Raw genomic sequence first — 26,627 nt, 5'->3', positions numbered from 1 at the left:
TCATGGGTTTTTCACTGTCACCCCGTGGCCTGACCATGGGGTCCAGAAAAAATAACTTCAATATTGTTACCTGATTCCGTGAATAAATCACGGGATGACAGAGAGGAATAATAAGCCGCTTAATACCAGTGAAAGGTCACAGATCAATAATATCGCCGATTATACCATTAAGATATCCCTCTCTTTGTTGTTGTTCTGAAATATCTGTTTGTTGAATTGCGTTATTATTTGGGTTTCCTAAGAATATTGTATGCCATAAGCATTGCATCTCGTTGTTTTTGAGGATCACGTACAACACCAGCTGCTTTAAAATATGATTCTGCAGCATCTGTTTCCTGTTGTTTTTGAAAACAAAGTTCGTTTCCTTGGGCCATATATAAATCATATTTTATAGGCTTTGCAGCCTTATTTATAAGACTGTCATAACATTTTAATATAGAGTCTAATTTATTATTCTTTCTATAAAATATGCTGGGTGTAGAAGTCAAGATTTGATCTTACAGACACTATAAATTTTGCACCTGATTGTCAGTTACATTTTGACTGTCAGAGACGTATTCAAGATACAAGATTTCATTATTCTTTTCAACAGCTAATTTTCTACTATCCTTAAAAGTTTGCATAGGAGTTTTTCCATAACAATATTTTCCTGAATGTGGTCGCTCATTATTGAAATGCTCTAACCAAATATCAAGATCTAATTGTAAATCATCAAGATCTGTATAAATCTTTTTCCGCATAGCTGTATCAAAGAATTCTTGTTTCATGGTTTTATTAAAACGCTCACACATACCATTTGTTTGGGGAGAATATGCCTTAGTTGTAGTATGCTCTATACCTTCGATACTTAGAAACAACTCAAAAGCATGATGCTCTATATTCCCCTTATATTCTGACCCACGATCTGTAAGAATACGAAGTATTGGTATCCCTTGGGTCTCGTACCATGGTAACACGCGGTCATTAAGCATATCAGCAGCAGTTAAAGCTGTTTTATCAGTATATAGTTTAGCATCAGCTACCCTAGTATAGCTATCAATAAATACCTGAGAATAAACCTTACCTATACCTTTGAAATTACCTACATAATACGTATCCTGACATCCTAGATAACCTGGATGCTGCGTCTCAGTTTCTCCATGAGCTTCTCTTTCATTACGACGCTCCTCTAGCACTTGTAATTGAGATTCAGTAAGAACAATACCATCCTGAGCCATCTTTGCTTCTAATGCTTAAAGCCTTTTACTGATATTGTTTAAATCATTACGTAACCAAATTGATCGCACTCCTCCAGGCGATACAAGTATACCGCTCTTCTTAAGCTCATTTGATACTCTTAGCTGACCATATGCTGGATATTCTATTGCCATATCCATTACTGCTTTCTCTATCGCTGGATCAACTCTATTCGCTATTATTGGCTTTCTTCGACTAATTTCATATAATGCCTCTTCGCCACCAGTTTCATACAGTGCTTTAAATCTGTAATAACTATCTCTACTATAGCCCATCGCTTTACATGCTGATGATATGCTACCAAGACTCTTAGCTAGTTCTAGTAACCCTATTTTTGGCTTTATTATTTTTTGATTTAAGTTCATTTTTCATCTCCATTTAATAATTAATTTATTTTACTAAATGTAAGATATAATCTCAACTATTACAAATAATTATAACTTTGAAACTTTATTAAGTTATAATCATCTTATGAATGGTGATATTACTCTTACTCCAAATCTTGGTATAAGATACGGCCACTCTAAAGACAATACATATCAAGAAAGTGATGTTGTAGGTATTCAGCATTTGAGTATTGCTTCTAAAAGTAGCATTTATAGAGCGGTATTTTAGGCGGTAAGGTAGCTCTTTAGCACCGCAGAAAATAGCTGAAGGTTTCAGTGTTATGCCTGCACTTCAAGCATCTGTAGAACATTACTTAATGATAATAGTAAAAAACTTAATGCTAAAGTAAAATGGAAAGATAGAGACGTTAATGAAACTATCGCATTACCGAAGCAACCTAAAGTCGCTTATAATATCGGTGCTAGCGTTTTAACTGAAAAAGATAATGTAAGCGTATTACTTGAATATCACTGTCATTTACAAAAGAAATATCAAAGCTATCAAGGCTTTGTGAAGTTGAAAGTGAAGTTATAACAGCCAAAATCGTCATTGCAAGAAAAAACTGTAAGTTTTGACGAAGCAATCCAGTAAAAAATGCTAATTTATAGCATTTTTTTTATTTTTTGTGGATTACCACGCAGCCTATGGCTGCTCGAATGACGATTATGGACCCACGCTAGCAATGCACTCCCAAGAGTCGTAAATAATACTTATTACTCGTCTCGTACTACTAACACTGATATATCTGAATGACGGACGATTTTAGAAGCATTAGGTCCAAGCATATAATCTTTTAATTGTAGTCTGACTGCAGAGATTATGATTAAATCGGCTTTAATTTCATTAGAGTGCTTAATTATTTCATCATAAACGGCACCGCTACCTATATAATAATCTGTTTCAATTTCATCGGGAATATATTGTTTGATAAGCTCTTTAATTTGAGCTTTATACTTTTCTTTTTTCTCTGTTCTCCAATGTTTAGGTAAATAATCTTCAAACATTTTCGTACCGAATTCAGGAATTACATACATAAAATGTAATTTTGCTTGAAAGTTCGTCGCAAGCATTAAAGCCTTAGAAAGAATACCTTTTATAGATTTTTTATCATTTAAATCTATAGGTATCAGTATATTTTTAAATATAGTATTTTCAGACATAAGATATTGTTAGTTTTTGTTTCTTACTGAATCATGTTTTGGTAGAACAAAATTTTTAGTATCGGCGAAATAGTTAATGTCCAGGTTATTTAATAAGTAGTTAGAAAGTTTAAAATTTGCTACGTTTCTATGAAAAGCTCCGATAAATTTATCTAAAATATCACGATTTGCCTCATCTCTAGTTACTAGGATTGCCGATACTTTTACTGTAGTGTGATTATCGGTAATCCCTGGATATAAGCCCTTATGAAGTATGGCTTTATGAAAAGCTCTATTTTGTTTTATTAATTCCGTTATTTTATCATTGTCAATAGAAATGAAATCAATTTCACACTTATTAGCTATTAAATTTACTAAGGGGTTAGAATGTCCAACCATCATTATTATAGCATCTATTTCCTTATTACAGAATTGATCACTAGAATCTTCATAATTAATGTGTAGCTCTTCAGGTTCCTTAGCAAATTTATATAAAGAACGTACGACATCATAAGTAATATGACTACTGGAAAATGCTGGACCGTTAGTTATTTTTTTTCCGTCAATATCAGCAAAACCTTTTATTTTATCCTCATCTTTTACAATAACCGTAAAAAACTCATCATGTAGATTAAGCACCTGACGTAAATTTTGCATTTTTTCTTGATCGTGATAATAACCTATGCCCTCATATGCTTCTACTGCAATATTAGCTTGCACTAGGGCTAAATCAATTTTGCCTTGTTGTAATAATTTTAAATTTTCTATACTACCGTTTGTTGCAACAACTTCGCATTTAATATGTTCATTATTTTTATCGTCATTTGTAATAGTCTTGCATAAATCAAGTCCAATAGCATAATATCCTTTTAAAATAGAGCCGGTACCGATTTTAATGACTTTTGGAGCAGCATAAATATTACTGCAAATAAGAAATATGCTAATAATAGTCGCTAGTTTAAAATTGTTCATAAAGCTAATTTGAATTATTTGTGGTATTTTGGTCTTCTTTATGTTCACCAAGTTTTAGTTCTAATAAATTAATAGCACCGATATTTATTCCTTTGTCTGAAAACTCAATATCAAACTTAGCTTTTTCTATATTGTTGTAAGCCGAATTTGAATCATTTTGCTCTGTATTTAATTGCACGTCGGAAGCTTTATTAATTGCTTTAGCAATAATTGTTTTAATTATTTTCTTAGAAAGAATAATATTATTCGGTAATAATTTATCAACTATGGAATTATAATTTTCCAGCTCAAAATATAGTTTTCCTTTCGGTAATTTATTGGCAAAGAGTTGTAAATCACCGTTTAAATTAATTTTAGAATCATTATCACAAGTAAAAATAAATCTCTCTATATTAAAATTTTGTAAAATAGCTGAATCTTCTCCGTCTTCAGCAAATTTTAAAGAAGCAGCAATATCTAAATTAGCATTTTTAAAATTCAAAATATCTTTTTCTGAATAATAATTCATGTTTAAAAATAAGGATATATTTTCCTCACTTGCTAAATTCTGTTTTCTTATAAGAAATGCTAAATCATTAATTTTAAAGATTTCTTGATTATCTTTAAATATCAATAATGCTTTATTATTTAACTGAATTGATTTTAATATTTCTTTTAAATTATCATCTTTTGATATTTTATATAAAGGTTTATTAAATTTTCCTATACCCTTTATGTCATCATCGCTGCGTACATCATAGGTAAATGTTTTGTCGCCGTAATTATCGACTTCTCTAATAAAAGGACCGAAATTAAGAGCGGCTCTTTTAGTACTAAAAGCTATATTTAGGACAATATTTTCGCATGTAAATTCTTTAGAATTTACATGATCAATTAATTTTACTTTAGGATCCGTTACGGTAATTTTCCAATTAAAAGGATAGCCTGAAAACTTAACTACATTATAAGATATTTTAAGATTATCGGATTCAGAATTCTTCATTAAACTTACAACGTTATTTTTTATAGTATATGCAGTTGCAAACCATATTATAGTAAAGGCTAAAAACACAAAAAGAAGTATTTTACGTATCACTTTTTTAATCCATTATAATTTTATATTACGAGTAGCAGCAGGAAGGCGTACTTTTATGCCGTCTAATTCTTCGGTTAAAATAATTTGACATCCCAATCTAGAAGTATTGGTAAGACCAAAGGCTAAGTCAAGCATATCTTCCTCTGCTTCCGTAGGTTTTTTTAATTTGTTGTAAAATTCTTCTTCTAAAATAACGTGACAAGTAGCACAAGCAAGCGATCCTTCACAAGCTCCCTCAAGGTCTAGATCGTTACTATGGGCAATTTCTAAAATAGAAAGCCCTATCGGTGCTTCTACTGTTTTTTCTTCTCCATCATTTATAATAAATGTTACTTTTATTTTTCCTGACATTCTTCTTATTTTTCCTTATCTAAATTAGTTCGATTATATATAATATTTTATATATAACTGAGGCTATTTAATTTGATTGATATTTTTGCCTTTTAGCAAATCATTAATTATTATATTAAACTTTGTATCCATAGATTTTTTTATTTTGGATTTAAACTCTTTAATAGAATTATTAATTAAGATCCAATCTCTAGCGTGTACGGCTTCTTTTATATTATCTAATAAAGAATTAATTATAGATATCTCACTTTCCGATAATAAAGTTGTTAATTCCGCTATAGCACGTTCTATGCTAAAGATTAAAGCCTCTGCTTCAATTACTGCTTCTTGTAATAATCTTGTAGTATAATCTATTTTAGCATTTTTATACGCGTTTTCTAACATAATATCAATCTCCGTTTTATCAATACCGTGATTTGGCTTTACTTCTATAGCATGTGATGTATTGCTGATTTTCTCATAAGCAGAAACGGATAATATACCGTCTGCGTCAATAGAAAAAGTAACTTCGGCTCTAATATATCCTGCTTTCATAGGAGGAAGTCCCTTTAACTCAAATCGGGCTAAACTGCGACAATCGGCAGCCATTTCACGTTCACCTTGTAATATATGAAATTGTATACCGGTTTGATTATCGACATAAGTCGTAAATTCTTTTACGACCGAAATAGGAATCGGAGTATTATGCATGATGATTTTTTCAACTATACCGCCATATAATTCCATACCCAGCGATAAAGGTGCTACATCAATCAATAATGAATTTGTATGGGGTGCTATTAAATTTTCTGCTTGTAATGCAGCCCCCCATACAACTGCTTTATCAGGATCGATATCTGATAGAATATCTATTTTAAATGCTTTATATAATTCGTCTTTTATTAAAGGAGTGCGGGTTGCACCCCCTACTAAAATAACTCCGTCTATATTTGGATTTCCTGCTTGTTCTAAACACTCTTGAGCTATATTGATAGTACGTTCTACTAAGGGTAAAATTAATTGCTCCAATGTTTGCTTATTAATTGATACATTATCATTATTAAAACTATCTTTATATGTTAAAGTTTCTTTTGCTTTTTTTGCAAGTTGTAAAGTATCTATAGAATTAGGTAAATCAAATTTATTGCAAAGATATTGTGTAATTACTACATCTATATCGTTGCCACCAAGCATATTATCGCCGTTTGTTGCTATAACTTGAAAAATACCTTCTTGTATATTAAGAATAGATACGTCAAAAGTGCCGCCGCCTAGGTCATATACTAAATAACAGCCTTTTTGATTGTTGTTTAAGCCGTAAGCATAGGCAGCTGCAGTAGGTTCGGCAATTAGCCTTAATACTTCAAAACCTGCTATTTTAGCCGCAAGCATTACTTCGCCTCTTGCTGCATCGTTAAAATGTGCAGGTACTGTTATTACTGCTTTAGTTAGATTAGTCTTTAATTGTTCTTCTGCTTGATTTTTTAGGTAAATAAAAATTTCTGCTGCAATTTCAGGGACTCTCAGTTGTTTATTTGCAAAATTTAGCTTAAGCTCACTACTATTTACATCTAGATAATCTTTAACTAACGAAAAAAGTGCCGGAGTATTTAGAATTTCTTTTAATGTTTTACCGAATAGTCTTTTAATAGAACGCAGTCCTTTATTATTACCTATAGTAAAATTGTTACTTGTAAAATCTATAGTAGTTGGGATTAATTCTTTATCATCTATAGATTTAATAACTTTAACTTTTCTATTAGCTGCAATAGCTATTAATGAGTTAGTAGTGCCAAAATCGATACCGACTGCTATTTGCTGTTCTTGCTTAAAATCAGCTTGCTCCGGTTCCCTAATTTCTATTATTTGCATGATTTTATTTTTTCTTGCAGTTTATGCAGCAATGTCCCAATATATTTAAGCTTGCTAGTTTTTATAGTTGCGTCTGATAGATTTTGTTCTTCAAAAGCTTGTTTTAAAGAATCAATTTCAAGCTTTTTCATTAATTCATATTTGTCTTTTATTTTTTCTAAATCACTAAATAAGATAGTATTTTCGATTATTTCCATTTCATCCCAGAATATGCTTAATTCTAGCGGCGAAAGTAAACTACGTGTTTTTTCGTCATTCAAATTTATATTTTGCAAAAGCAGCATATATTCAGCACGCTTTAAGGCATCTTTAAGAGTAGAGTAAGCGTTATTTAATTCAGCCGCAGTAATTAGATTTTGTTCCTTTTCCTGCAAAGTTTTTGCTTTATCGGGATGATATTTTACCTGCATAGCAAAATATTGCTTTTCTAATATCTTTAAATTAATATTATACTTTTGCGGAAGTCCTAATAATTGAAAATAATTTTGCACTTTTCCTTTCTTGTAATTCTAAACTGCTCTATCATATATCAAAAATTAAAAAAATACAATTATGGAAGTAGATCTATTACATTTTGAAATTTGAAAAAAAATATCATAACTGTATTGTAGCAGGTATAGATGAAGCAGGTAGAGGACCGCTTGCAGGTCCGGTAGTAGCAAGTACCGTTATAGTAGATAACGCCAATATTATAACGGGCATTAAAGATTCTAAAAAGCTTTCCAAAAAGAAAAGAGAATTACTATATGAACAAATCACTAGTAATTATGTTTGGGCAACTGCTATTATTTCTCATACCGAAATTGATGATATTAATATATTAGAGGCAACTAAAAAAGCTTGTTCTATTGCTGTAGCAAATCTTAGCCTTGAGCCAGAAATAGTGTTAGTTGACGGTAATATGCAGTTTAAGGATGAAAGATTTGTCAGTATAATTAACGGTGATAATTTATCATTATCGATTGCTGCGGCTTCTATTGTTGCAAAAGTTACTAGGGATCGTTTGATGCTAGACTTAAGTGCTGAATTTCCCCAATATTTATGGCACAAAAATTCCGGCTACGGTATCAAAGAACATATCGAAGCTATTAATATACATGGCTTATCACCGTATCATCGTAGGAGTTTTAGGTGTTGTTAATGGTATTGCCCGTGTGGACACTGAATCGTCATTGCGAGCAGCCATAGGCTGCGTGGCAATCTCATGAAATAATAACAAACTCCTGAGATTGTCAAAACTTACAGTTTTGCCTCGCAATGACGATGACGATTTTGGTATCCACAACGCACACCATTAACTCAACTCGAGTGCCGCTGCTTCTAGAGTTTTTAGCTGATCACGAAGTTTTACGGCTTGTTCAAATTCAAGATTACTTGCGGCTTTAAGCATTTCTTTCTTTAATTTATCAATATGGGTTTTTAGCTTAGCAGGATTATCAAATAAAGTATGAGCTTGTTTTTTATCAAGCTTACTATCGATTTTCTCAAATTCTGCTAAAGCGTGAATAGCACGGTTGATGGTTTTTGGAATTATGCCGTGTTTTTCATTATATTCCTGCTGAATTTGCCTTCTACGCAACGTTTCACTAACGGCTTTATCGATAGATTTAGTCATTTTATCGGCATAAAGTATAACTCTACCCGCGCTATTTCTTGCAGCTCTTCCTATTGTTTGTATTAACGATACTTCCGACCGCAAAAACCCCTCTTTGTCTGCATCAAGTATAGCAACTAAGCCGCATTCAGGGATGTCAAGCCCCTCCCTTAATAGATTAATACCAACTAAAACATCAATAGTACCTTGTCTTAAATCTCGTAAAATCTCTATACGTTCGAGAGTATGAACGTTAGAATGTAAATAAGAAGTTTTATATTTTAGCTCCTGCAAATAGGCGGTTAAATCTTCTGCCATTTTTTTAGTTAAGGTGGTGACTAGAACACGAAAACCTTGAGCGATAGTGGTTTGAATTTCGCTAATTAAATCCTCAACTTGGTTAGTAGCGGGTTTGATAATACATTCAGGATCAAGCAGCCCAGTAGGTCTAATAATCAATTCTACAACCGTGCCGCCGGTTTCTTCTAACTCGAACGGTCCTGGAGTTGCAGATACAAACACAGTTTGTGGTCTAAATTTGTCCCATTCTTCAAATTTTAAAGGTCTGTTATCAAGTGCAGAGGGTAGACGAAACCCATGCTCTACCAAAACTTTTTTCCTTGCTCGATCGCCGTTATACATCGCTCTAATTTGCGGTACGGATACATGGCTTTCATCAACAAATAATAATGCATCTTCTGGTAGGTATTCGAATAATGTAGGAGGCGGCTCACCGGCATGACGTCCTGTGAAAAAGCGAGAGTAGTTTTCAACGCCTTTACAGCTGCCGGTTTCCGTTAACATTTCAAGATCATATTGAGTACGTTGATTTAGCCTTTGAGTTTCAAGTGGTTTGTCTTGTGACTTTAAAAACTCTAAGCGTTTTTGTAATTCTTCTTCAATACCTGATATGGCATTATTGACCGTTTCTTGAGGCATCACAAAATGTGAATTACCAAAAACCATAGCTTTATCGAGCTTAGCAAGTTTTTCACCTGTTAGGGGATCAAATTCATGGATATATTCGAGTTCATTACCGAAAAACGATAAACGCCAAGCTTTATCGCTGTAATGTGAGGGGAAAATATCGATGTTGTCGCCTTTAACTCTAAAACAGCCACGCTCAAATCCGATATCGTTACGCTCATATTGTAGATTTATCAAATCGTTTAGTAGTTGATCACGAAGGTAGCTTTGACCAGGCTCTAGATTAACCATCATTTGGTAATATAAATCGGGAGAGCCAAGGCCGTAAATACAGGAAACGGAAGAAACTACTATAACGTCACGACGCTCTAATAGCGATCTTGTAGCGGCATGACGCATTAAATCAATTTGTTCGTTAATTGATGAGTCTTTTTCTATAAAAGTATCGGTGCGTGCTATATAAGCTTCGGGCTGGTAATAATCATAATATGAAACAAAGTATTCAACGGCATTCTTTGGAAAAAGCGATTTCATCTCTGAATAGATTTGGGCAGCTAAAGTTTTATTATGAGCCATAATAAGAGTAGGACGATTAGTTCTCTCTATAATATTTGCCATAGTAAAGGTTTTGCCTGATCCCGTAATACCAAGCAACATTTGTGAGCGTTTTTTGCTACTTAACCCTGCTATAATTTCATCTATTGCTTTTGGTTGATCGCCTGCCGGTTTATATTCTGAGATAATAGAAAAATTATTCATGCATTTTTACTTGCTTTAAAAACTATAGTTTAAGATAATATATTAAAATCTAACAAAAAAATATAACATTATGAATAAAGCTATATTACACACAATTATTGTTTATACTCTCGCTAGTTGTCCTTATTGTATAAAAGCTAAAGCATTGCTTGATGAGAAAAATGTTGCTTATGAGGAAATTGAAGTAAGTAATTTTACTCAGGAAGAGAAAGAAAAATTTATTAAGAAATCCGGTGGAAAAAAGACCGTCCCGCAGATATTTATAGATAATATGCATGTTGGCGGTTGTGATGCTCTGTTTGATCTTGAAAAAGAGGGAAGGCTAGATAAGCTGTTAGAAAATCAGCCAAAGACGACTTCACCTGATGCCGGAGCGTAATTAATAAAAACGTCATTGCAAGGAAATTACGAAGTAATTGACGAAGCAATCTAAGGAGTTTGTTATTATTTTATGAGATTGCCACGCTCCCTATGGTCGCTTGCAATGACGATTTAGTATCCACGCAAGCAATGCCCGCTTGCAATGATGCTGCAAACTACCAAAACTTTAAAATGTTCAAAAACAAAACTCGCAAAAATTCATTCTCTCTACTTCTGCCGTATTTATGGTCGAAGGATTTTGATATACGCCTGCGTATTGTTACCTCTTTTATTTGTCTAGTCATAGCTAAAGTAATAAATATTTTCGTTCCTATTGTTTATAAATATATAATAAATGGGCTAAATAAAAACTTTGCTCTTTCGGTTATGATCGGGATTATTGTTGCATATGGCGGAACAAAAATACTTGTTCAACAGTGAATTACGAAATATCATTTTTTCAAAAGTAGGGCATCAAGCAACTCACTTAGTTGCTCTAAATGTCTTTAAGTACATGCTTTAAACTAGAAAGACAGGGGGCTTAAGTAGGTCAATAGAGCATGGTACTAAAGGTATTGAAGTGGTACTGCGGTATTCGTTATTTAATATTTTTCCGACAAGCGTAGAAATTATATTAGTAAGCGGGATGTTATGGTATGTTTACAGTATTTGGTTTGCCGTAACTATTTTAATAACAATGATAGTTTATGTTGGTTATACTTGCCTAATCAGTATTTGGCGTATTTCTTTTGCAAGGGAAATGAACCAAAGCGATAACACCGCCAATAATAGAGCAATCGATAGTTTACTGAATTTTGAGACCGTTAAATATTTCGGTAATGAAGAATATGAGGCGATAAAGTTTAATGAGGTTTTACAAACTTATGAAAAATCAGCTACTAAAACTACTAACAGCATATCGATTTTAAATATTGGGCAGGATGTTATAATATCCTTAGGGCTTGTTAGCCTTATGATACTTTCAGCAAATGCTATTAACCAAAATAAAATGACCGTCGGCGATTTAATAATGGTTCATACTTATCTATTTCAGCTATCAATTCTGCTTTCAATACTTGGCTTTGCTTATAGAGAAATTAAAAACGCTCTAGTTAGTATGGAAGATATGTTTAAGCTGCTTGATATACCTGTAGAAGTAGAGGATGCTTTGAACGCTAAGGAGCTAATTATCTTAAAAGGTGCGGTTAGTTTCGATAATGTTAGCTTTGCTTATAATCAGGAACGTCCGATTTTACATAATATAAGTTTTACGATCAAGAGCGGTAAAACTTTAGCAGTAGTCGGTAGTAGCGGGGCAGGGAAATCGACGATATCACGCTTGCTTTTTAGGTTTTACAATATTAATAGCGGCAATATTACTATTGATGGTCAGGATATAAGAGAAGTCACGCAACAATCGCTGCGTAAATCTATTGGAATTGTCCCGCAAGATACGGTACTGTTTAACGATACGCGATATATTACAACATCGCATACGGTAATAATGCAGCAAGCTACGATGAAGTTATAGCAGCCTCAAAAAATGCTCATATTCATGAGTTTATTAGCACGTTACCCGAAGGGTATGAGACGCAGGTAGGCGAGAGAGGCTTAAAGCTTTCGGGCGGTGAGAAACAGCGTATTGCAATTGCAAGAACCATCTTAAAAAATCCAGCAATATATGTTTGTGATTAGGCAACAAGTTCGCTTGATACTAAAGCCGAAAAGCTAATTCAAGCACGCCTTAAAGAGATCTCGGCTCACCATACTACCCTTATCATTGCCCATAGACTCTCAACTATTATCGATGCAGATGAGATTATCGTTTTAGATAACGGTTATATAGTTGAGCGGGGCAACCATAAAACCTTGCTACAGCACAAAGGCTATTATGCCGAACTTTGGTATAAACGGCAAGAAGAGGAACATTCTTAAAATTTATCGTTATATCAACTACAAGCTTTGTTAAGTGGTTTGGTAAAACCAGCTCGATGTCATTCCCGCGGAGGTTTTGTTGCGTGGATATCAAGTCGTCATTGCGAGCAGCCATAGGCTGCGTGGCAATCTCAGGAATTCTTCTCAAGATTGCTGCGTCAAATTACTATGTAATTTTCCTCGCAATGACAAAAAAACTGATCCACGCAGGAATGACATGGATAGCTAATTGATATTTCAAAAAATTGGCTAAAATCTCTTGCAAGAATAGCGGTGACGCTATTCCGGGGTTTCAAAGCCTCTATCCTAAGCGGTATTATCAGCCGTATAAATGGTATAATCCTCGACTTCATGGTCGGGGGATAGTAGCTATGTACAAGGTTTAAAGTGTAAGCTTTAAACCTAAAAGCTATTATAACTGTTCTGTGACGGTTCTTTGAACGTCCCAACCACCCGAAGTTAAAATCTTCGGTGGTTAAAACTTGAGCAATTTAAGTGTAATCACGGGAGCAACTACATGTTCAATAAAAATAATAAATTATTATCTAAAATATTACCGTTCTCTCAGAAAAATAAAGATTTAGAAAAACTAAGATCTAAGTTTAAACAAAGGTTAGCAGAACAGGTAACGGTAGATGAGATAACAAGAATAGAGCAGCGTTCATTATATTTAGAAAGTATAAAATAATTCTAATATATAATAAAGTTTGTTAACTTTTACGATTATGTTATTGCATAGAAACGGTTGATGTCGTCATTGTAAGCGACTAAAGGCCTTGTTGTATGGTTCGTTTATGTCATTTCCACGCAAGCGGGAATCCAGTAAAAAATGATAAACAAAGAAAATTACATAAAAATTTAGTATATAATTTGCTTAAAAAACTAGATTCCTGCTTTCGCAGGAATGACATCGGCATCCGCGCAACAATGCCCCGCAGCAATAACATCGGTAACTTAGAAACAATGCCACGATTATAAATACAAGCAATCCTTGAAAGAAATTTATTATGTCTCTATTATTAAATATAATTCATTAAATTTAAGGCTAAGTAATCGTGACTGATAAATCTTCTTCTAATTTAGTACCGGTAAATATCGAAGATGAGATGAAAGTATCTTATCTTGATTATGCTATGAGCGTTATAGTAAGTAGAGCTATACCGGATGTTCGGGACGGCTTAAAGCCGGTACATCGCCGAATTATCTATTCCATGCATGAAGCCGGTAATCATGCTAGTAAACCTTATAGAAAATCCGCTAGAATAGTCGGTGACGTGATGGGTAAATACCATCCGCACGGCGATAGTGCTATTTACGATGCGTTAGTACGTATGGCACAAGATTTTTCCTTGCGTTTACCGCTTGTAGAAGGGCAGGGTAATTTCGGTTCGATGGATGGTGATGCGGCGGCAGCAATGAGATATACCGAATCTCGAATGGCCAAAGTTTCGTATAAGCTCGTAGAGGATATCGATAAAGAGACTGTCAGCTTTAACCCTAATTACGATGGTTCTGAAAAAGAGCCTTCCGTACTTCCTGCAATGTTTCCCAATTTATTGGTGAACGGTAGCGGAGGCATTGCGGTCGGTATGGCAACTAATATCCCGCCTCATAATCTTGGTGAGGTTATCGATGCGTGCTGTTTATATATAGATAATAACGATATAGAAATATTAGATTTACTTGAAGTTGTTAAAGGACCGGATTTTCCTACAGGTTCAATGATTTTAGGCATTAGCGGTATTAGATCGGCATATCTTACTGGTAGAGGTAGTATCATTATGCGAGGTCGAGCCGAGATTGAGAATATCGGTAATAGCCGTCAAGCAATTATTATTACCGAAATACCGTATATGGTAAATAAGGCAAGGCTCGTTGAGAAAATCGCTGAAATGGTTAAGGAAAAGCGTATAGAAGGTATAAGTGATTTACGTGATGAATCGAATAAAAACGGTGTAAGGATTTTTATTGAGTTAAAGAAAGATGTAGTTGCTGAAGTAGTCTTAAATCAAATATACGCATGTACGCAGCTACAAACTAGCTTCGGTGTTATTATGCTTGCTCTTAAAGACGGGCTACCGAAAGTGATGAATTTGAAAGAAGTAATTGCAGCTTTTGTTAATTTTAGGGAAGTAGTAATTACTAACCGTACTATATATTTACTCAATAAAGCAAGAGATAGAGCTCATATTTTACTAGGACTAACTATTGCCGTTAGTAATATCGATGAAATAATACGTATTATTAAAGCTTCAAATGACCCGAATGCAGCTAAACAAGAATTAATGGCTCGTCAGTGGGAAGCATTAAATATCCTACCTCTTGTAAAGTTGGTTGATGATAAAGCAATGTTAAACGAGCAGGGTAAATGTAACTTTACCGAAGTGCAAGCTAAGGCAATCTTAGAAATGAGATTGCAACGCCTGACCGCTATGGAGAAAAACAAGCTTGAAGAGGATTTAAAGAACCTCACTACGGAAATCACCGAATATCTTAATATACTTGGCTCTCGTACAAGGTTACTTGAAATTTTAAAGGAAGAGCTCATTAAAGTTAAAGAAGAATTTGCGACTCCTCGTCTTACTTCAATTGAATTCGGCGAATTTGATCAAGATATAGAAGATTTAATTCAGCGTGAAGAAATGGTTGTAACCGTAACGCTTGGCGGGTATATCAAGCGTGTACCTCTAAGTAGCTATCGTGCGCAAAAACGTGGCGGTAAAGGAAGATCAGGGCTTTCAATGCGTGATGAAGATATTACCACGCAAGTTTTTGTTGGTAGTACCCATACTCCTATGTTGTTCTTCTCAAATATCGGTCAGGTTTATAGTTTAAAACTGTATAAACTGCCTTTAAGTAATCCGCAGGGTAAGGGTAGACCGATGGTTAATATATTACCGCTGAAAGCAAATGAGCATATTACGAATATTATGCCGCTACCTGAAAATCAGGATGAGAGGGATAATTTAAACATTATGTTCGCAACTGCCAAAGGTAATATCAGAAGAAGCGATTTATTAGATTTCAAAAAGCTTCAGTCGAACGGTAAAATTGCTATTAGGCTTGATGAGGACGATAAATTAATAGACGTAAAACCATGTAAAGAAGACGAGCATATTTTACTTGCTACCAAAGCCGGTAAAGCTTTAAGATTCCCTGTTGAATCGCTGCGTGTTATTAAGAGCCGTACTTCTGATGGGGTACGAGGTATGAAGCTTGCCAAAGAGGATTCCGTAATTTCTATGACTGTGCTTAAAGGTATTAGTAGTACAAAAGAGGATAGAGATGCTTATTTATCCGTGCCGTGGGAGCAGAGATTAGAGATTGCTAAAGGTGAGGCGTTTAATTCTGAAGAACTTGGCGTAAGCTTGACTGTCCCGGCTATTGTAGAAATGGCAAATTCCGAAGAATTCATTTTAACCGTAACTGAGAACGGTTTTGGTAAGAGAAGCTCAGCTTATGGCTATAGAATTACTGACCGTGGCGGTAGCGGTATAATCAATATGGATATTAACGACAAAACTGGTTTAGTCGTCGGTGTTATGCCGGTTAAAATGGATGATGAGTTAATGCTGATTACCAATAGCGGTAAGTTAATTCGCTGTAAACTTGAGTCAGTACGTATTACGGGACGTAACACTAGCGGCGTAATCCTATTTAAGCTAGATGATGGTGAAAAAGTCGTGTCTGTCTCTTTAATTGCTGAAACTGCTGAAAGTGAAGAAGATAGTGAGTTAGAGGAAGAGGGATTAGAGCAATCTGAAGAGGTGTAAGGGCTGAGGCGTTATTCCCGCATAGCTCTTAAAAAGCTCTCGATGTCATTCTTGCGAAAGCATTTTGCATAGATACCTAAGTCATCATTGCGAGGAGGTATTGTTGCGTGGACCGGTAAAACCCACTGTGTCACCCCGTGGTCAAGCCACGGGATGACAGAGGTGAAATTGCTTTACGCAACAATGCCTTGCGAGCAGCCATAGGCTACGTGGCAATCTCATGAAATAATAAAACTCCTGAGATTGCGGACGTACAAATTACTTTGTAATTTTCCTCGCAATGACGTTAATTTATTAATTGATCTGCTTTTAGTTAACAATACCCCCCAAAAGAACTTCTAGAAAAGTATTGCAACACTAATTTTTCTCTCTATAATAACTGTATATTGAATTAATATGCAAATATTAACTTTCCAGTCTTTTTTTACTACTATAACCGGTCTAAGCCGGTAACAATATCTCTATATCTTTCTTTTAATTATATTCATCTATTTAAATTAATAATTATTAGGTAAGTTTTATGTTGCGTAAAATGCCACTTATTTTAATGGCTATTATCATAGCTATCATATTGTTAAACCCACTAATGAGTTTAGAAGTACAAAGGTTGTTGTATTCAATAAGTCTATCTATTTCTATAATTGGATTATTTCTGCCTTTAATTATTTTTGGTTTACTTTTTAAATCTGTTGTAATGCTAGCCAAAGATGCAACACGTATAGTTTTCTTAATATTATTACTAGTATGTGGGTCTAATGTTTGTTCTACCTTCATAAGTCATTATGTAGGTATATACATATATCAATTCGCTTTATCAATGATCTCTCCTATAGAAAATGATAGTTTAAAGCCTTTATGGTTGCTTAATTTTCCTAATATTATTTCTAATGATAAAATCGTATTTAGTAGTATTATCTTAGGCTTTATTTCCGCAAAGTTGTGTGCTGAAGTTGCAATTGGATTGGCTTGTAAGCTAGAAGCATTTGTTGCAAAAATATTGCGATTGTTGATCTATATAATGCCCTTATTTATAATGGGCTTTATCGTAAAACTACAGTTTGATGAAGTATTAGATATAATTATTAAAGATTATATGTTCATTTTTGTGATGATCGTATTTGCTCAGTTTGGTTATATCTTTCTTGCTTATTTTATTTTAAGTAACTGTCGAGTTAAGGAATGCATAGCTAGCCTTAGTAATATGATGCCAGCGTCTATAAGTGAATTTAGTGCAATGTCTAGTGTTATAAGTATGCCACTTAGTATAATAGGAGCGGAAAATAATACAAATAATAAAGCACTCGCTCGTACCGTTGACCAATAACAGTCAATATTCATCTTGTTGGCGATTGTTTTGCCATATCGATTTTGGCTTATGCTATACTAAAAAGTTATGGATTAGCTGAACCTACTTTATTTAATTATTTTACTTTTTATTTTGTATTGGCAAAATTTTCAGTAGCAGCTATACCAGGTGGTAGAATTATTGTAATGCTCCCTATACTTGAACAATATCTAGGTTTTAATACTAATATGATGTCTCTGATTACAGCTCTTTATATCTTATTTGATCCTGTGATCACTTGTGCTAATGTTTTAGGAAATGGTGCTTTTGTTAAACTGATAGATAATATATATAGTGTAACTCAGAAAGCTTAATTTAAGCAAATTTGCACAGAGCAAGTCATGTTCCACCGTGAGTATTAATAAATATTTTAGCAATAGGACGAGGTTTCTCAAAATACTCTAGGTTCTTGCGTGCAGAAAATTAAATTATTTGTATTTTTAGATATTTTTGAGCAAAAATTAATAAGAACGCAAGAGTCTAATATCTCTTTTGCTTTTAAAGTAATTGTTGAATTATCTATATTTGATAAATTAGATATTTGTGTTCCTTGAATTATTATTTTTTACGAAGAATTAGTGAATTTTTTAATTAAATCTCAAATATTATATAATTGATTTAAAAGAGAAAAAGCATATAATCTTTGTGTGGAAAGTGATATATTGGTAATAAATTATGATGTGGTTATTAATTGCGATTGGTTTAACCGTTGCGGTTCTTATTATAGGGGTAGTATCGATGGCTATCGAAGGAAAGTTTGATAAGAAATTTAGTTCAAAGTTAATGACTTTAAGGTTTTTTTTTCAGGCAGTTGCTATATTTTTATTGGTTATAATGTATTTTTATAAAGTTAATTTATAAATGTCTGAAAATAACTCAAAAGCTACTTAATCGATTTCTCTAATTTCTTCACGTAATTCTTCCCATTTGTCTAAAATTTCTTCTAATGTAACTTCTTCGACTTTTTTCTCTCCATCTGCAAAGTCCTTTAAATCTCTAATCAGTTTCTCTAGCTTTAATAATGAAATTTTTTTTCATTATACTGATCGCTACAATGTTCTTCGAGTTGTTCGGCAATTTCTTCAATATCACCCCAATGCATTATTATTCCTCCTTAATTTTATGCAAGCCTTATTTATTAACATGTTATCTGATATTTGCTATTATTTTTTACTAAATATTATTAATTCGACAAATTATTGCAAATAGGTGAGTTTATTATGCAACTATTGCCGGAATTAGGCAGGTTTGCTTTCTTTACATTTTGGTGATTTTATAGTATATAAAAATTAAATATTAAGATTTAATTATGTCAATATTACCGATAGTAACGGCACCTGATGAAAGATTAAAGCAGAAATCTCAGCCGGTTTTAGAGTTTACCGATCAAACACGAAAATTTATGGATGATATGCTTAAAACTATGTACCATGAAGACGGTGCAGGGCTTGCAGCAGTACAAGTAGGGGTATTGAAACGTATTTTAGTAATTGATATACAAGATCATGATTCGGTAGCAAGACCAAAAGATTTTTATCCGCTTTTTATAGTGAATCCTGAAATAATAGAAAAAGCAGAAGAGCTAGTTACGGCTAACGAAGGTTGTATCTCATTACCGGAGCAACGTATTGAGGTGGCAAGACCGGAATCTATAAAGATTAGGTATTTAGACTATCATGGTAAATCGCAAGAGCTTAAAGCAAATGATTGGCTTGCAAGAGTTATCCAGCATGAGTATGATCATTTAGAAGGTAAGCTTATGATTGATTATTTAAGTAATTTAAAACGAGATGTAGTACTTCGTAAGCTTAAGAAACTCAAAAATAATATAGTGTGAAAGTAATCTTTATGGGAACGCCTGAATTCGCTGTTCCCGCTCTTAAAAAACTTATAACTCATCATGAAGTTAAAGCTGTTTTTACACAGCAACCTAAAGCTAAGGGCAGAGGACTTAACTTAGCTAAATCTCCAATACATCAATTAGCATTTGAGCATCAAATTCCTGTTTATACTCCTTCTACTCTTCGTAATGATGAAATAATAAATCTAATTAATAAAGTTAATGCTGATATTATAGTTGTTATTGCCTATGGTTTTATTGTGCCGAAAGCTATATTAGAAGCTAAGAAATACGGCTGTCTTAATATCCATCCATCCGATTTGCCTCGTCACAGAGGAGCGGCTCCTCTGCAGCGTACTATTATAGAGGGTGACCGGAAAAGTAGTGTATGTATTATGCGTATGGATACAGGGCTTGATACAGGTGATATATTGATGAAAGAAGATTTTGATTTAGAAGAAAGAATAACATTGGAAGAACTGCATAACAAATGTGCAAATCTCGGAGCGGAGTTATTAATTAAAACACTTGCAAATATCGATAATATAGTACCAATAACACAGCCAAGTGACGGTGTTACGTATGCTCATAAATTAACTAAAGCAGAAGGAAAAATTAATTGGCATGAATCCGCATATAAAATAGATTGTAAAATAAGGGGCATGAATCCTTGGCCCGGAGTATATTTTAGTTATAATGATAAAATAATTAAAATCCTTGAAGCAGAATATTTAAATGCGGACCATCACTTTACTTCCGGTACCGTTATTAGCGATAAGCTGGAAATAGCTTGTGGAAGCGGCATATTACGAGTGAAAAAACTTCAGCAAGAGAGTAAAAAAGCTTTGAATATAGAAGAATTTTTACGTGGTACAAATATTTTAAAAGATACAGTATTAAAATAAGAGTATTATTATGGGTAAAGATAAAAAAGAAGTTAGGTTTAATGATAATTGAGACGTTAAGGAGTTTACCTCAAAGTTTGAAAAGAATAGTGATATTTATTCTTTAAAAAGGAAAGTAATTAATATGGTAGCAAAGCTTTGATAGCATTATAAGCATCTATAGTAGATGATGAAGTAGAGGATCAAACTAAGCTACTTACGGAAACTCAATTTCTTGTGAAAAAAACTCCACATGGTAAAACATCTCAATATGAAATTAGCAGCTTTATTAACAAAGCCGGCGAACATATAAACGATCCAAAACAAATAAAAGAAATTTCAAAATTATACGCTCATGCCGTATTTGCTGATTTACAGAAAAATATTTTAGGTAAATTTGATAAGAACGGTAATTTAAGTATAACTAAAGATTTTGCAATTGATGAAAATCCAGTCTTTAGAAAAGACGGTAAATTATTATGGGTTAAAACTCAAAGCGGTTTGATAAACAGAGAAGGAGAAATAACAGCAGTAAATCATATTTTACAAAAAGGCAGATTTTTGTTTGAAGATTTAGGCGGTAAGGTAGATACAAAATTAGGGACCACAAATCTAAACAAAAAGCCGACAAAGCCTACTTTAAAAAGAGGTTAAAATAACTTTAAGCCCTCTCATAAGAAATAAAATTAAAATTATTTGAAATTAGTGTTTGACAAGCTTTAAAAATATAGATATAAAATCATCACACAAAGTTTGAAACGTAAAACTTTGTAGCTGTTTAAAAAGTTGGTAAAGCTAAAAACTAAATACACCGCGATAATAAAAATTTATATCGTGAGTAGATGCTGAAAATAAGAAAAATAATTGTGAAATTAATTCTGTATGCATTGTGTAATCTCAAGTTAAAAGCATAAGTAAATATAATAAGAGCATTTGGTGGATGCCTTGGCACTAGAAGGCGATGAAGGACGTAATACGCTGCGATAAGCTTCGGGGAGTTGCGAATAAACTTTGATCCGAAGATTTCCGAATAGGGAAACCTACCTAATTTATTAGGTATTGTATAGTGAATACATAGCTATATGAGGCAAACCCAGCGAACTGAAATATCTAAGTAGCTGGAGGAAAGGACATCAACCGAGACTCCGTTAGTAGTGACGAGCGAACGCGGACCAGGCCAGTGGCTTCAAAAAAATAACTAAAACAACATGGAAAGGTTGACCATAGAGGGTGATAGTCCCGTATAGGTAAAAAGTTTGAAGTCCTTGAGTAAGGCGGGACACGTGAAATCCTGTTTGAACATAGGGGGACCACCCTCTAAGCCTAAGTACTCTCTAGTGACCGATAGTGAACAAGTACCGTGAGGGAAAGGTGAAAAGTACCCCGACAAGGGGAGTGAAATAGTATCTGAAACCAAATGCTTACAAGCGGTCGGAGCAAGCGTATTTATATGTCTTGTGACGGCGTACCTTTTGTATAATGGGTCAGCGACTTAGTTTATCTAGCAAGCTTAAGCCGTTAGGTGTAGGCGTAGCGAAAGCGAGTCTGAATAGGGCGTTTAGTTAGATGAATTAGACCCGAAACCGGGTGATCTAGCCATGGCCAGGTTGAAAGCGGAGTAAAATCCACTGAAGGACCGAACCCACTACTGTTGAAAAAGTAGGGGATGAGCTGTGGTTAGGGGTGAAAGGCCAATCAAACTCGGATATAGCTGGTTCTCCGCGAAATCTATTTAGGTAGAGCGTTATAGCGATTACCATCGAAGGTAGAGCACTGAATGAGCTAGGGGGTCCCACAGACTTACCAAACTCAATCAAACTCCGAATGTCGATGAGTACAGCATAACAGACAGACTATGGGTGCTAAGGTCCATAGTCGAGAGGGAAAAAGCCCAGACCGCCATCTAAGGTCCCTAAATCATGACTAAGTGTTAAAGGATGTGAGAAGACCAAAACAACTAGGATGTTGGCTTAGAAGCAGCCATCATTTAAAGAAAGCGTAATAGCTCACTAGTCTAAATAAGTTTTCTTGCGCCAACAATGTAACGGGGCTCAAGTCATGTACCGAAGATGCGGGTTTATGCATTTGGCATAAATGGTAGCGGAGCGTTCCGTAAGCCTGCGAAGGTGAACCGTAAGGTTTGCTGGAGGTATCGGAAGTGAGAATGCTGACATAAGTAGCGATAAAGAATGTGAGAAACATTCTCGCCGAAAGTCCAAGGGTTCTTGCGTAAAGTTAATCTGCGCAAGGTTAGTCGGCCCCTAAGATGAGGCTGAAAGGCGTAATCGATGGGAATCAGGTTAATATTCCTGAACCTGAAGGATGTGACGAAAATAGTAAATTGTACAGTCTTATTGGATTGATTGTGCGGTGAATATTTTCCAGGAAATAACACCTTCATTATAGACCGTACCCGAAACCGACACAGGTGGACAGGTAGAGTATACCAAGGCGCTTGAGAGAACGATGCTGAAGGAACTAGGCAAATTGCATCTGTAACTTCGGAAGAAAGATGACCTGTATATGGGCAACCATGTGCAGGTGGCACAAGCTAGGGGGTAGCGACTGTTTATTAAAAACACAGGGCTCTGCAAAGTCAATAGACGATGTATAGGGTCTGACGCCTGCCCAGTGCTGGAAGATTAAAAGGAGGGGTGCAAGCTCTGAATTGAAGTCCCAGTGAACGGCGGCCGTAACTATGACGGTCCTAAGGTAGCGAAATTCCTTGTCGGGTAAGTTCCGACCCGCACGAATGGCGTAACGATTTCCCCACTGTCTCCAGTATCGACTCAGCGAAATTGAATTCTCCGTGAAGATGCGGAGTTCCCGCGGTCAGACGGAAAGACCCCGTGAACCTTTACTATAGCTTTGCACTGGTGTTAGGAATCAGATGTGCAGGATAGGTGGGAGACTACGAAGCGAAGGCGTCAGCCTTTGTGGAGTCACCCTTGAGATACCACCCTTTTGGTGCTTGACATCTAACCGAGATCCTTGAATCAGGATCCGAGACAATGCATGGTGGGTAGTTTGACTGGGGCGGTCGCCTCCCAAAGAGTAACGGAGGCGCGCGATGGTTAGCTCAGGTTGGTCGGAAATCAACTTTTAGAGTGCAATGGCATAAGCTAGCCTGACTGCGAGTCTGACAAGACGAGCAGAGACGAAAGTCGGTCATAGTGATCCGGTGGTCCCGAGTGGAAGGGCCATCGCTCAACGAATAAAAGGTACTCCGGGGATAACAGGCTGATGATTTCCAAGCGTCCATAGCGACGAAATCGTTTGGCACCTCGATGTCGGCTCATCACATCCTGGGGCTGGAGAAGGTCCCAAGGGTTCGGCTGTTCGCCGATTAAAGTGGTACGTGAGCTGGGTTTAGAACGTCGTGAGACAGTTCGGTCCCTATCTGCCGTGGGTGTAGGAAGTTTGAGAGGATCTGCCTTTAGTACGAGAGGACCGAGGTGGACGTACCCCTGGTGGACCAGTTGTCGTGCCAACGGCACAGCTGGGTAGCTAAGTACGGAAGGGATAACTGCTGAATGCATCTAAGCAGGAAACCCACCTCAAAACTAGACTTCCCCATTAGAGCCGTGGAAGACCACCACGTTGATAGGTCGGGTGTGGAAGCACAGTAATGTGTGTAGCTAACCGATACTAATAGCTCGATTGATTTACTTTGCTGTGAGATTACATATGCATATAGTGTTAATGCTATAAGAGTGTAGCATCTATTCACAAAGTTATCAGGTTAAATAGTTTTATCAACTAATAAAAATGTTATTGCATAACTAATGTTATACTGTAGCCCTGCCACGATATCCAGCGAAAATTATTTTGCTGAGTATCGTAGTAAAAGTTAAGATATGATGTTGAGAATTTTTTTGAGTCGTGCAACAACATTAACAGCAAACTATAATACAAATCTATCTTTTTAAAAGTTTGTATTGCTAGCTTGGTGGTTATAGCATGAGTGAAACACACGATCCCATCCCGAACTCGAATGTGAAACCTCATAGCGCTAATGGTACTATGTCATAAGGCATGGGAGAGTAAGTCGCTGCCAAGCTTGCAATGCAAATTTTTAATTATCTTTCTTTCTCTTTATGAGAATATTTTATATTCATAATTTTTACCTTTCTCTATATTAGTAATGCTTACGCATTAAAGAATAAACATCAATTTATTTCCATAGAATCGCTAAAATCTAACATAGAAATTAAAAAGCTATTTAAAGAAAAAAAATACTGGTCAATTTATTTTAGAGTTACCAAACGTCACAGTAATTAATGAAGGTGGAATTTTAACTCAAGAAGGTTATATTCTACAAGATACTCAAACAAGCTTAGGTGATCAACATCGTTTATTAAAAAAACGAGATATTAATACTGAAAATCCTTTATATTTTAATGGAAAATTAGCAGTAATTTTATCTTTTGGTTCTGACAATTGGTATCATTGGCTGCTACAAATTTTGCCTAGATTAATTATATTAAAAGAATCAGCTCTTGAATATGATCGTATCTATATTAATAATTTAAAATATTCATGGCAAATTAAGTCATTAGAAATAGTATTAAATTATTTAAATATACCGGAAGATAAGCTTTTTGTAGTAAATAGTGACTGTATAATTCAAGCTACTAGACTAATTGTTCCATCTGTACCGTTTATTCCGGTAAAAGGTACACCTTTGCCTTTATGGTTAAAAAAAGATTTAAGAAATATTTTTATTAAAGATAATAGTAAAGCATACGATAAAATATATATTTCTCGTAAATACGCTTCTACCCGAAAAATAGTTAATGAAGAGGAATTAATAGAAAAAATTGAGAGATCCGGTTTGAAAGTAATATATCTAGCGCTATCCTTCCCGTATGAACAGGCCCAGCTTTTTAATAAAACAAAAATAATAGTTGGATCGCACGGATCAGGATTTGCTAACTTTATTTTTGCGGTTCCAAAATGCAAAGTAGTAGAGATTGATCACGGTACAACTCCCTCTAGAAGTTTTTATAAAAGAATGGCAAATTATATGTAAAAGTTGAGATTATATCTTATATTTAGTAAAATAAATTAATTATTAAATGGAGATGAAAAATGAACTTAAATCAAAAAATAATAAAGCCAAAAATAGGGTTACTAGAACTAGCTAAGAGTCTTGGTAGCATATCATCAGCATATAAAGCGATGGGCTATAGTAGAGATAGTTATTACAGATTTAAAGCACTGTATGAAACTGGTGGCGAAGAGGCATTATATGAAATTAGTCGAAGAAAGCCAATAATAGCGAATAGAGTTGATCCAGCGATAGAGAAAGCAGTAATGGATATGGCAATAGAATATCCAGCATATGGTCAGCTAAGAGTATCAAATGAGCTTAAGAAGAGCGGTATACTTGTATCGCCTGGAGGAGTGCGATCAATTTGGTTACGTAATGATTTAAACAATATCAGTAAAAGGCTTAAAGCATTAGAAGCAAAGATGGCTCAGGATGGTATTGTTCTTACTGAATCTCAATTACAAGTGCTAGAGGAGCGTCGTAATGAAAGAGAAGCTCATGGAGAAACTGAGACGCAGCATCCAGGTTATCTAGGATGTCAGGATACGTATTATGTAGGTAATTTCAAAGGTATAGGTAAGGTTTATTCTCAGGTATTTATTGATAGCTATACTAGGGTAGCTGATGCTAAACTATATACTGATAAAACAGCTTTAACTGCTGCTGATATGCTTAATGACCGCGTGTTACCATGGTACGAGACCCAAGGGATACCAATACTTCGTATTCTTACAGATCGTGGGTCAGAATATAAGGGGAATATAGAGCATCATGCTTTTGAGTTGTTTCTAAGTATCGAAGGTATAGAGCATACTACAACTAAGGCATATTCTCCCCAAACAAATGGTATGTGTGAGCGTTTTAATAAAACCATGAAACAAGAATTCTTTGATACAGCTATGCGGAAAAAGATTTATACAGATCTTGATGATTTACAATTAGATCTTGATATTTGGTTAGAGCATTTCAATAATGAGCGACCACATTCAGGAAAATATTGTTATGGAAAAACTCCTATGCAAACTTTTAAGGATAGTAGAAAATTAGCTGTTGAAAAGAATAATGAAATCTTGTATCTTGAATACGTCTCTGACAGTCAAAATGTAACTGACAATCAGGTGCAAAATTTATAGTGTCTGTAAGATC

22 protein-coding genes, 2 rRNA genes and 3 pseudogenes are annotated in these 26,627 nt (G+C 34.8%); 17 read left to right on the top strand and 10 right to left on the bottom strand.

The genetic code is table 11. The features are described 5' to 3' along the window. Positions 1 to 224: 224 nt before the first annotated feature. The gene (locus RPR_RS02035; RefSeq protein ID WP_228368881.1) at positions 225 to 488 is read right to left on the bottom strand and encodes a hypothetical protein; all 264 of its coding nucleotides are present in this window, start codon (positions 486 to 488) and stop codon (positions 225 to 227) included. A gap of 18 nt (positions 489 to 506) precedes the next feature. After that, positions 507 to 1,601 (bottom strand): annotated as a pseudogene (locus RPR_RS02030) (IS481-like element ISRpe1 family transposase). Between the two features lie 106 nt (positions 1,602 to 1,707). Between RPR_RS02030 and RPR_RS08500 the strand changes: the two are divergent. After that, a complete protein-coding gene (locus RPR_RS08500; protein WP_187145798.1) occupies positions 1,708 to 1,851 on the top strand; it encodes a hypothetical protein in 144 nt (47 codons plus the stop codon). Between the two features lie 485 nt (positions 1,852 to 2,336). Here the strand turns inward: RPR_RS08500 and RPR_RS02020 are convergent, their stop codons facing one another. From RPR_RS02020 to hscB, 6 genes are all read right to left on the bottom strand, one after another. Continuing rightward, positions 2,337 to 2,783, bottom strand: coding sequence for a universal stress protein (locus tag RPR_RS02020; RefSeq protein WP_012736528.1), 447 nt, complete (start codon positions 2,781 to 2,783; stop codon positions 2,337 to 2,339). A gap of 9 nt (positions 2,784 to 2,792) precedes the next feature. Further along, positions 2,793 to 3,734: a TAXI family TRAP transporter solute-binding subunit gene (locus RPR_RS02015; RefSeq protein ID WP_012262256.1), complete on the bottom strand. Its 942-nt coding sequence runs from the start codon at positions 3,732 to 3,734 to the stop codon at positions 2,793 to 2,795. Positions 3,735 to 3,738: 4 nt separating this feature from the next. After that, positions 3,739 to 4,809 carry a hypothetical protein gene (locus RPR_RS02010; protein ID WP_012736527.1) on the bottom strand — a complete coding sequence of 357 codons (1,071 nt, stop codon included), beginning with the start codon at positions 4,807 to 4,809 and terminating at the stop codon, positions 3,739 to 3,741. Between the two features lie 12 nt (positions 4,810 to 4,821). Further along, positions 4,822 to 5,160 (bottom strand): ferredoxin family 2Fe-2S iron-sulfur cluster binding protein, encoded by a 339-nt coding sequence (locus RPR_RS02005; protein ID WP_012736526.1) that lies wholly within the window; start codon positions 5,158 to 5,160, stop codon positions 4,822 to 4,824. Between the two features lie 63 nt (positions 5,161 to 5,223). Beyond that, the gene (hscA, locus tag RPR_RS02000; protein WP_012736525.1) at positions 5,224 to 7,011 is read right to left on the bottom strand and encodes a Fe-S protein assembly chaperone HscA; all 1,788 of its coding nucleotides are present in this window, start codon (positions 7,009 to 7,011) and stop codon (positions 5,224 to 5,226) included. Next, positions 7,002 to 7,502 (bottom strand): Fe-S protein assembly co-chaperone HscB, encoded by a 501-nt coding sequence (hscB, locus tag RPR_RS01995; RefSeq protein ID WP_012736524.1) that lies wholly within the window; start codon positions 7,500 to 7,502, stop codon positions 7,002 to 7,004. The genes hscA and hscB overlap by 10 nt, the downstream gene beginning before the upstream one ends. Positions 7,503 to 7,573: 71 nt before the next feature. On the opposite strand from hscB, the gene RPR_RS01990 reads away from it, so the two are divergent. Next, a complete protein-coding gene (locus tag RPR_RS01990) occupies positions 7,574 to 8,152 on the top strand; it encodes a ribonuclease HII (protein ID WP_085065621.1) in 579 nt (192 codons plus the stop codon). Between the two features lie 153 nt (positions 8,153 to 8,305). Here RPR_RS01990 and uvrB read toward each other — a convergent pair whose 3' ends face one another. Continuing rightward, positions 8,306 to 10,291: an excinuclease ABC subunit UvrB gene (gene uvrB, locus RPR_RS01980; protein WP_012736522.1), complete on the bottom strand. Its 1,986-nt coding sequence runs from the start codon at positions 10,289 to 10,291 to the stop codon at positions 8,306 to 8,308. A 70-nt stretch (positions 10,292 to 10,361) separates the two neighbouring features. Between uvrB and grxC the strand changes: the two genes are divergently transcribed. From grxC to RPR_RS01940, 8 genes and pseudogenes are all read left to right on the top strand, one after another. After that, on the top strand, positions 10,362 to 10,670 hold the full coding sequence (gene grxC / locus RPR_RS01975) for a glutaredoxin 3 (RefSeq protein WP_012736521.1): 309 nt from the start codon (positions 10,362 to 10,364) through the stop codon (positions 10,668 to 10,670). A 173-nt stretch (positions 10,671 to 10,843) separates the two neighbouring features. Next, positions 10,844 to 12,586 (top strand): annotated as a pseudogene (locus tag RPR_RS01970) (ABCB family ABC transporter ATP-binding protein/permease). 517 nt (positions 12,587 to 13,103) lie between these two features. Continuing rightward, the gene (locus RPR_RS08495) at positions 13,104 to 13,274 is read left to right on the top strand and encodes a hypothetical protein (RefSeq protein WP_012736520.1); all 171 of its coding nucleotides are present in this window, start codon (positions 13,104 to 13,106) and stop codon (positions 13,272 to 13,274) included. 367 nt (positions 13,275 to 13,641) lie between these two features. After that, positions 13,642 to 16,359 carry a DNA topoisomerase (ATP-hydrolyzing) subunit A gene (gene gyrA / locus RPR_RS01965; RefSeq protein WP_012736519.1) on the top strand — a complete coding sequence of 906 codons (2,718 nt, stop codon included), beginning with the start codon at positions 13,642 to 13,644 and terminating at the stop codon, positions 16,357 to 16,359. A 586-nt stretch (positions 16,360 to 16,945) separates the two neighbouring features. Further along, on the top strand, positions 16,946 to 17,683 hold the full coding sequence (locus RPR_RS07975) for a cation:dicarboxylate symporter family transporter (RefSeq protein ID WP_266105321.1): 738 nt from the start codon (positions 16,946 to 16,948) through the stop codon (positions 17,681 to 17,683). Between the two features lie 44 nt (positions 17,684 to 17,727). Next, positions 17,728 to 18,018, top strand: coding sequence for a cation:dicarboxylate symporter family transporter (locus RPR_RS09435; protein WP_010976935.1), 291 nt, complete (start codon positions 17,728 to 17,730; stop codon positions 18,016 to 18,018). A gap of 99 nt (positions 18,019 to 18,117) precedes the next feature. Further along, a complete protein-coding gene (locus tag RPR_RS01945) occupies positions 18,118 to 18,258 on the top strand; it encodes a peptide deformylase (RefSeq protein ID WP_085065619.1) in 141 nt (46 codons plus the stop codon). A 121-nt stretch (positions 18,259 to 18,379) separates the two neighbouring features. Beyond that, the gene (locus RPR_RS01940; protein WP_012736518.1) at positions 18,380 to 18,565 is read left to right on the top strand and encodes an HIG1 domain-containing protein; all 186 of its coding nucleotides are present in this window, start codon (positions 18,380 to 18,382) and stop codon (positions 18,563 to 18,565) included. 26 nt (positions 18,566 to 18,591) lie between these two features. Here the strand turns inward: RPR_RS01940 and RPR_RS09690 are convergent. Next, positions 18,592 to 18,806, bottom strand: a pseudogene (locus tag RPR_RS09690) (Fe-S cluster assembly protein IscX). A gap of 207 nt (positions 18,807 to 19,013) precedes the next feature. On the opposite strand from RPR_RS09690, the gene def reads away from it, so the two are divergent. From def to RPR_RS01890, 7 genes are all read left to right on the top strand, one after another. Beyond that, entirely contained in the window at positions 19,014 to 19,541 is a 528-nt protein-coding gene (gene def, locus RPR_RS01930; protein WP_012150494.1) for a peptide deformylase, read from the top strand. Next, a complete protein-coding gene (gene fmt / locus RPR_RS01925; RefSeq protein ID WP_012736517.1) occupies positions 19,538 to 20,449 on the top strand; it encodes a methionyl-tRNA formyltransferase in 912 nt (303 codons plus the stop codon). Before def ends, fmt begins: the two co-directional genes overlap by 4 nt. Positions 20,450 to 20,665: 216 nt before the next feature. Continuing rightward, positions 20,666 to 21,082, top strand: a complete 417-nt coding sequence (locus tag RPR_RS01915) for a hypothetical protein (protein ID WP_012736516.1) — start codon at positions 20,666 to 20,668, stop codon at positions 21,080 to 21,082. Positions 21,083 to 21,340: 258 nt separating this feature from the next. Beyond that, a 23S ribosomal RNA gene (locus RPR_RS01910) occupies positions 21,341 to 24,101 on the top strand. Positions 24,102 to 24,373: 272 nt separating this feature from the next. After that, positions 24,374 to 24,488 (top strand): 5S ribosomal RNA (gene rrf / locus RPR_RS01905). Between the two features lie 405 nt (positions 24,489 to 24,893). Beyond that, positions 24,894 to 25,460 (top strand): glycosyltransferase family 61 protein, encoded by a 567-nt coding sequence (locus tag RPR_RS01895; protein ID WP_012736515.1) that lies wholly within the window; start codon positions 24,894 to 24,896, stop codon positions 25,458 to 25,460. A 59-nt stretch (positions 25,461 to 25,519) separates the two neighbouring features. Continuing rightward, positions 25,520 to 26,614, top strand: a complete 1,095-nt coding sequence (locus RPR_RS01890) for an IS481-like element ISRpe1 family transposase (protein WP_012736514.1) — start codon at positions 25,520 to 25,522, stop codon at positions 26,612 to 26,614. Positions 26,615 to 26,627: the final 13 nt, after the last annotated feature.

This window comes from Rickettsia peacockii str. Rustic (assembly GCF_000021525.1).
GTDB lineage: Bacteria > Pseudomonadota > Alphaproteobacteria > Rickettsiales > Rickettsiaceae > Rickettsia > Rickettsia rickettsii.
Note: the sequence above shows the minus strand (reverse complement) of the source record. Positions and strands in the feature narration are given on the sequence as shown.

Bases quoted from the DNA above. Each gene is read 5' to 3' on its own strand.
- grxC (WP_012736521.1), top strand. From the start codon at position 10,362: ATGAATAAAGCTATATTACACACAATTATTGTTTATACTCTCGCTAGT.
- uvrB (WP_012736522.1), bottom strand. From the start codon at position 10,291: ATGAATAATTTTTCTATTATCTCAGAATATAAACCGGCAGGCGATCAA.
- RPR_RS01940 (WP_012736518.1), top strand. From the start codon at position 18,380: ATGATGTGGTTATTAATTGCGATTGGTTTAACCGTTGCGGTTCTTATT.
- RPR_RS08500 (WP_187145798.1), top strand. From the start codon at position 1,708: ATGAATGGTGATATTACTCTTACTCCAAATCTTGGTATAAGATACGGC.
- RPR_RS08495 (WP_012736520.1), top strand. From the start codon at position 13,104: ATGTTCAATAAAAATAATAAATTATTATCTAAAATATTACCGTTCTCT.
- RPR_RS02005 (WP_012736526.1), bottom strand. From the start codon at position 5,160: ATGTCAGGAAAAATAAAAGTAACATTTATTATAAATGATGGAGAAGAA.
- hscA (WP_012736525.1), bottom strand. From the start codon at position 7,011: ATGCAAATAATAGAAATTAGGGAACCGGAGCAAGCTGATTTTAAGCAA.
- RPR_RS01890 (WP_012736514.1), top strand. From the start codon at position 25,520: ATGAACTTAAATCAAAAAATAATAAAGCCAAAAATAGGGTTACTAGAA.
- RPR_RS02020 (WP_012736528.1), bottom strand. From the start codon at position 2,783: ATGTCTGAAAATACTATATTTAAAAATATACTGATACCTATAGATTTA.
- RPR_RS02015 (WP_012262256.1), bottom strand. From the start codon at position 3,734: ATGAACAATTTTAAACTAGCGACTATTATTAGCATATTTCTTATTTGC.
- RPR_RS07975 (WP_266105321.1), top strand. From the start codon at position 16,946: ATGAGTTTAGAAGTACAAAGGTTGTTGTATTCAATAAGTCTATCTATT.
- def (WP_012150494.1), top strand. From the start codon at position 19,014: ATGTCAATATTACCGATAGTAACGGCACCTGATGAAAGATTAAAGCAG.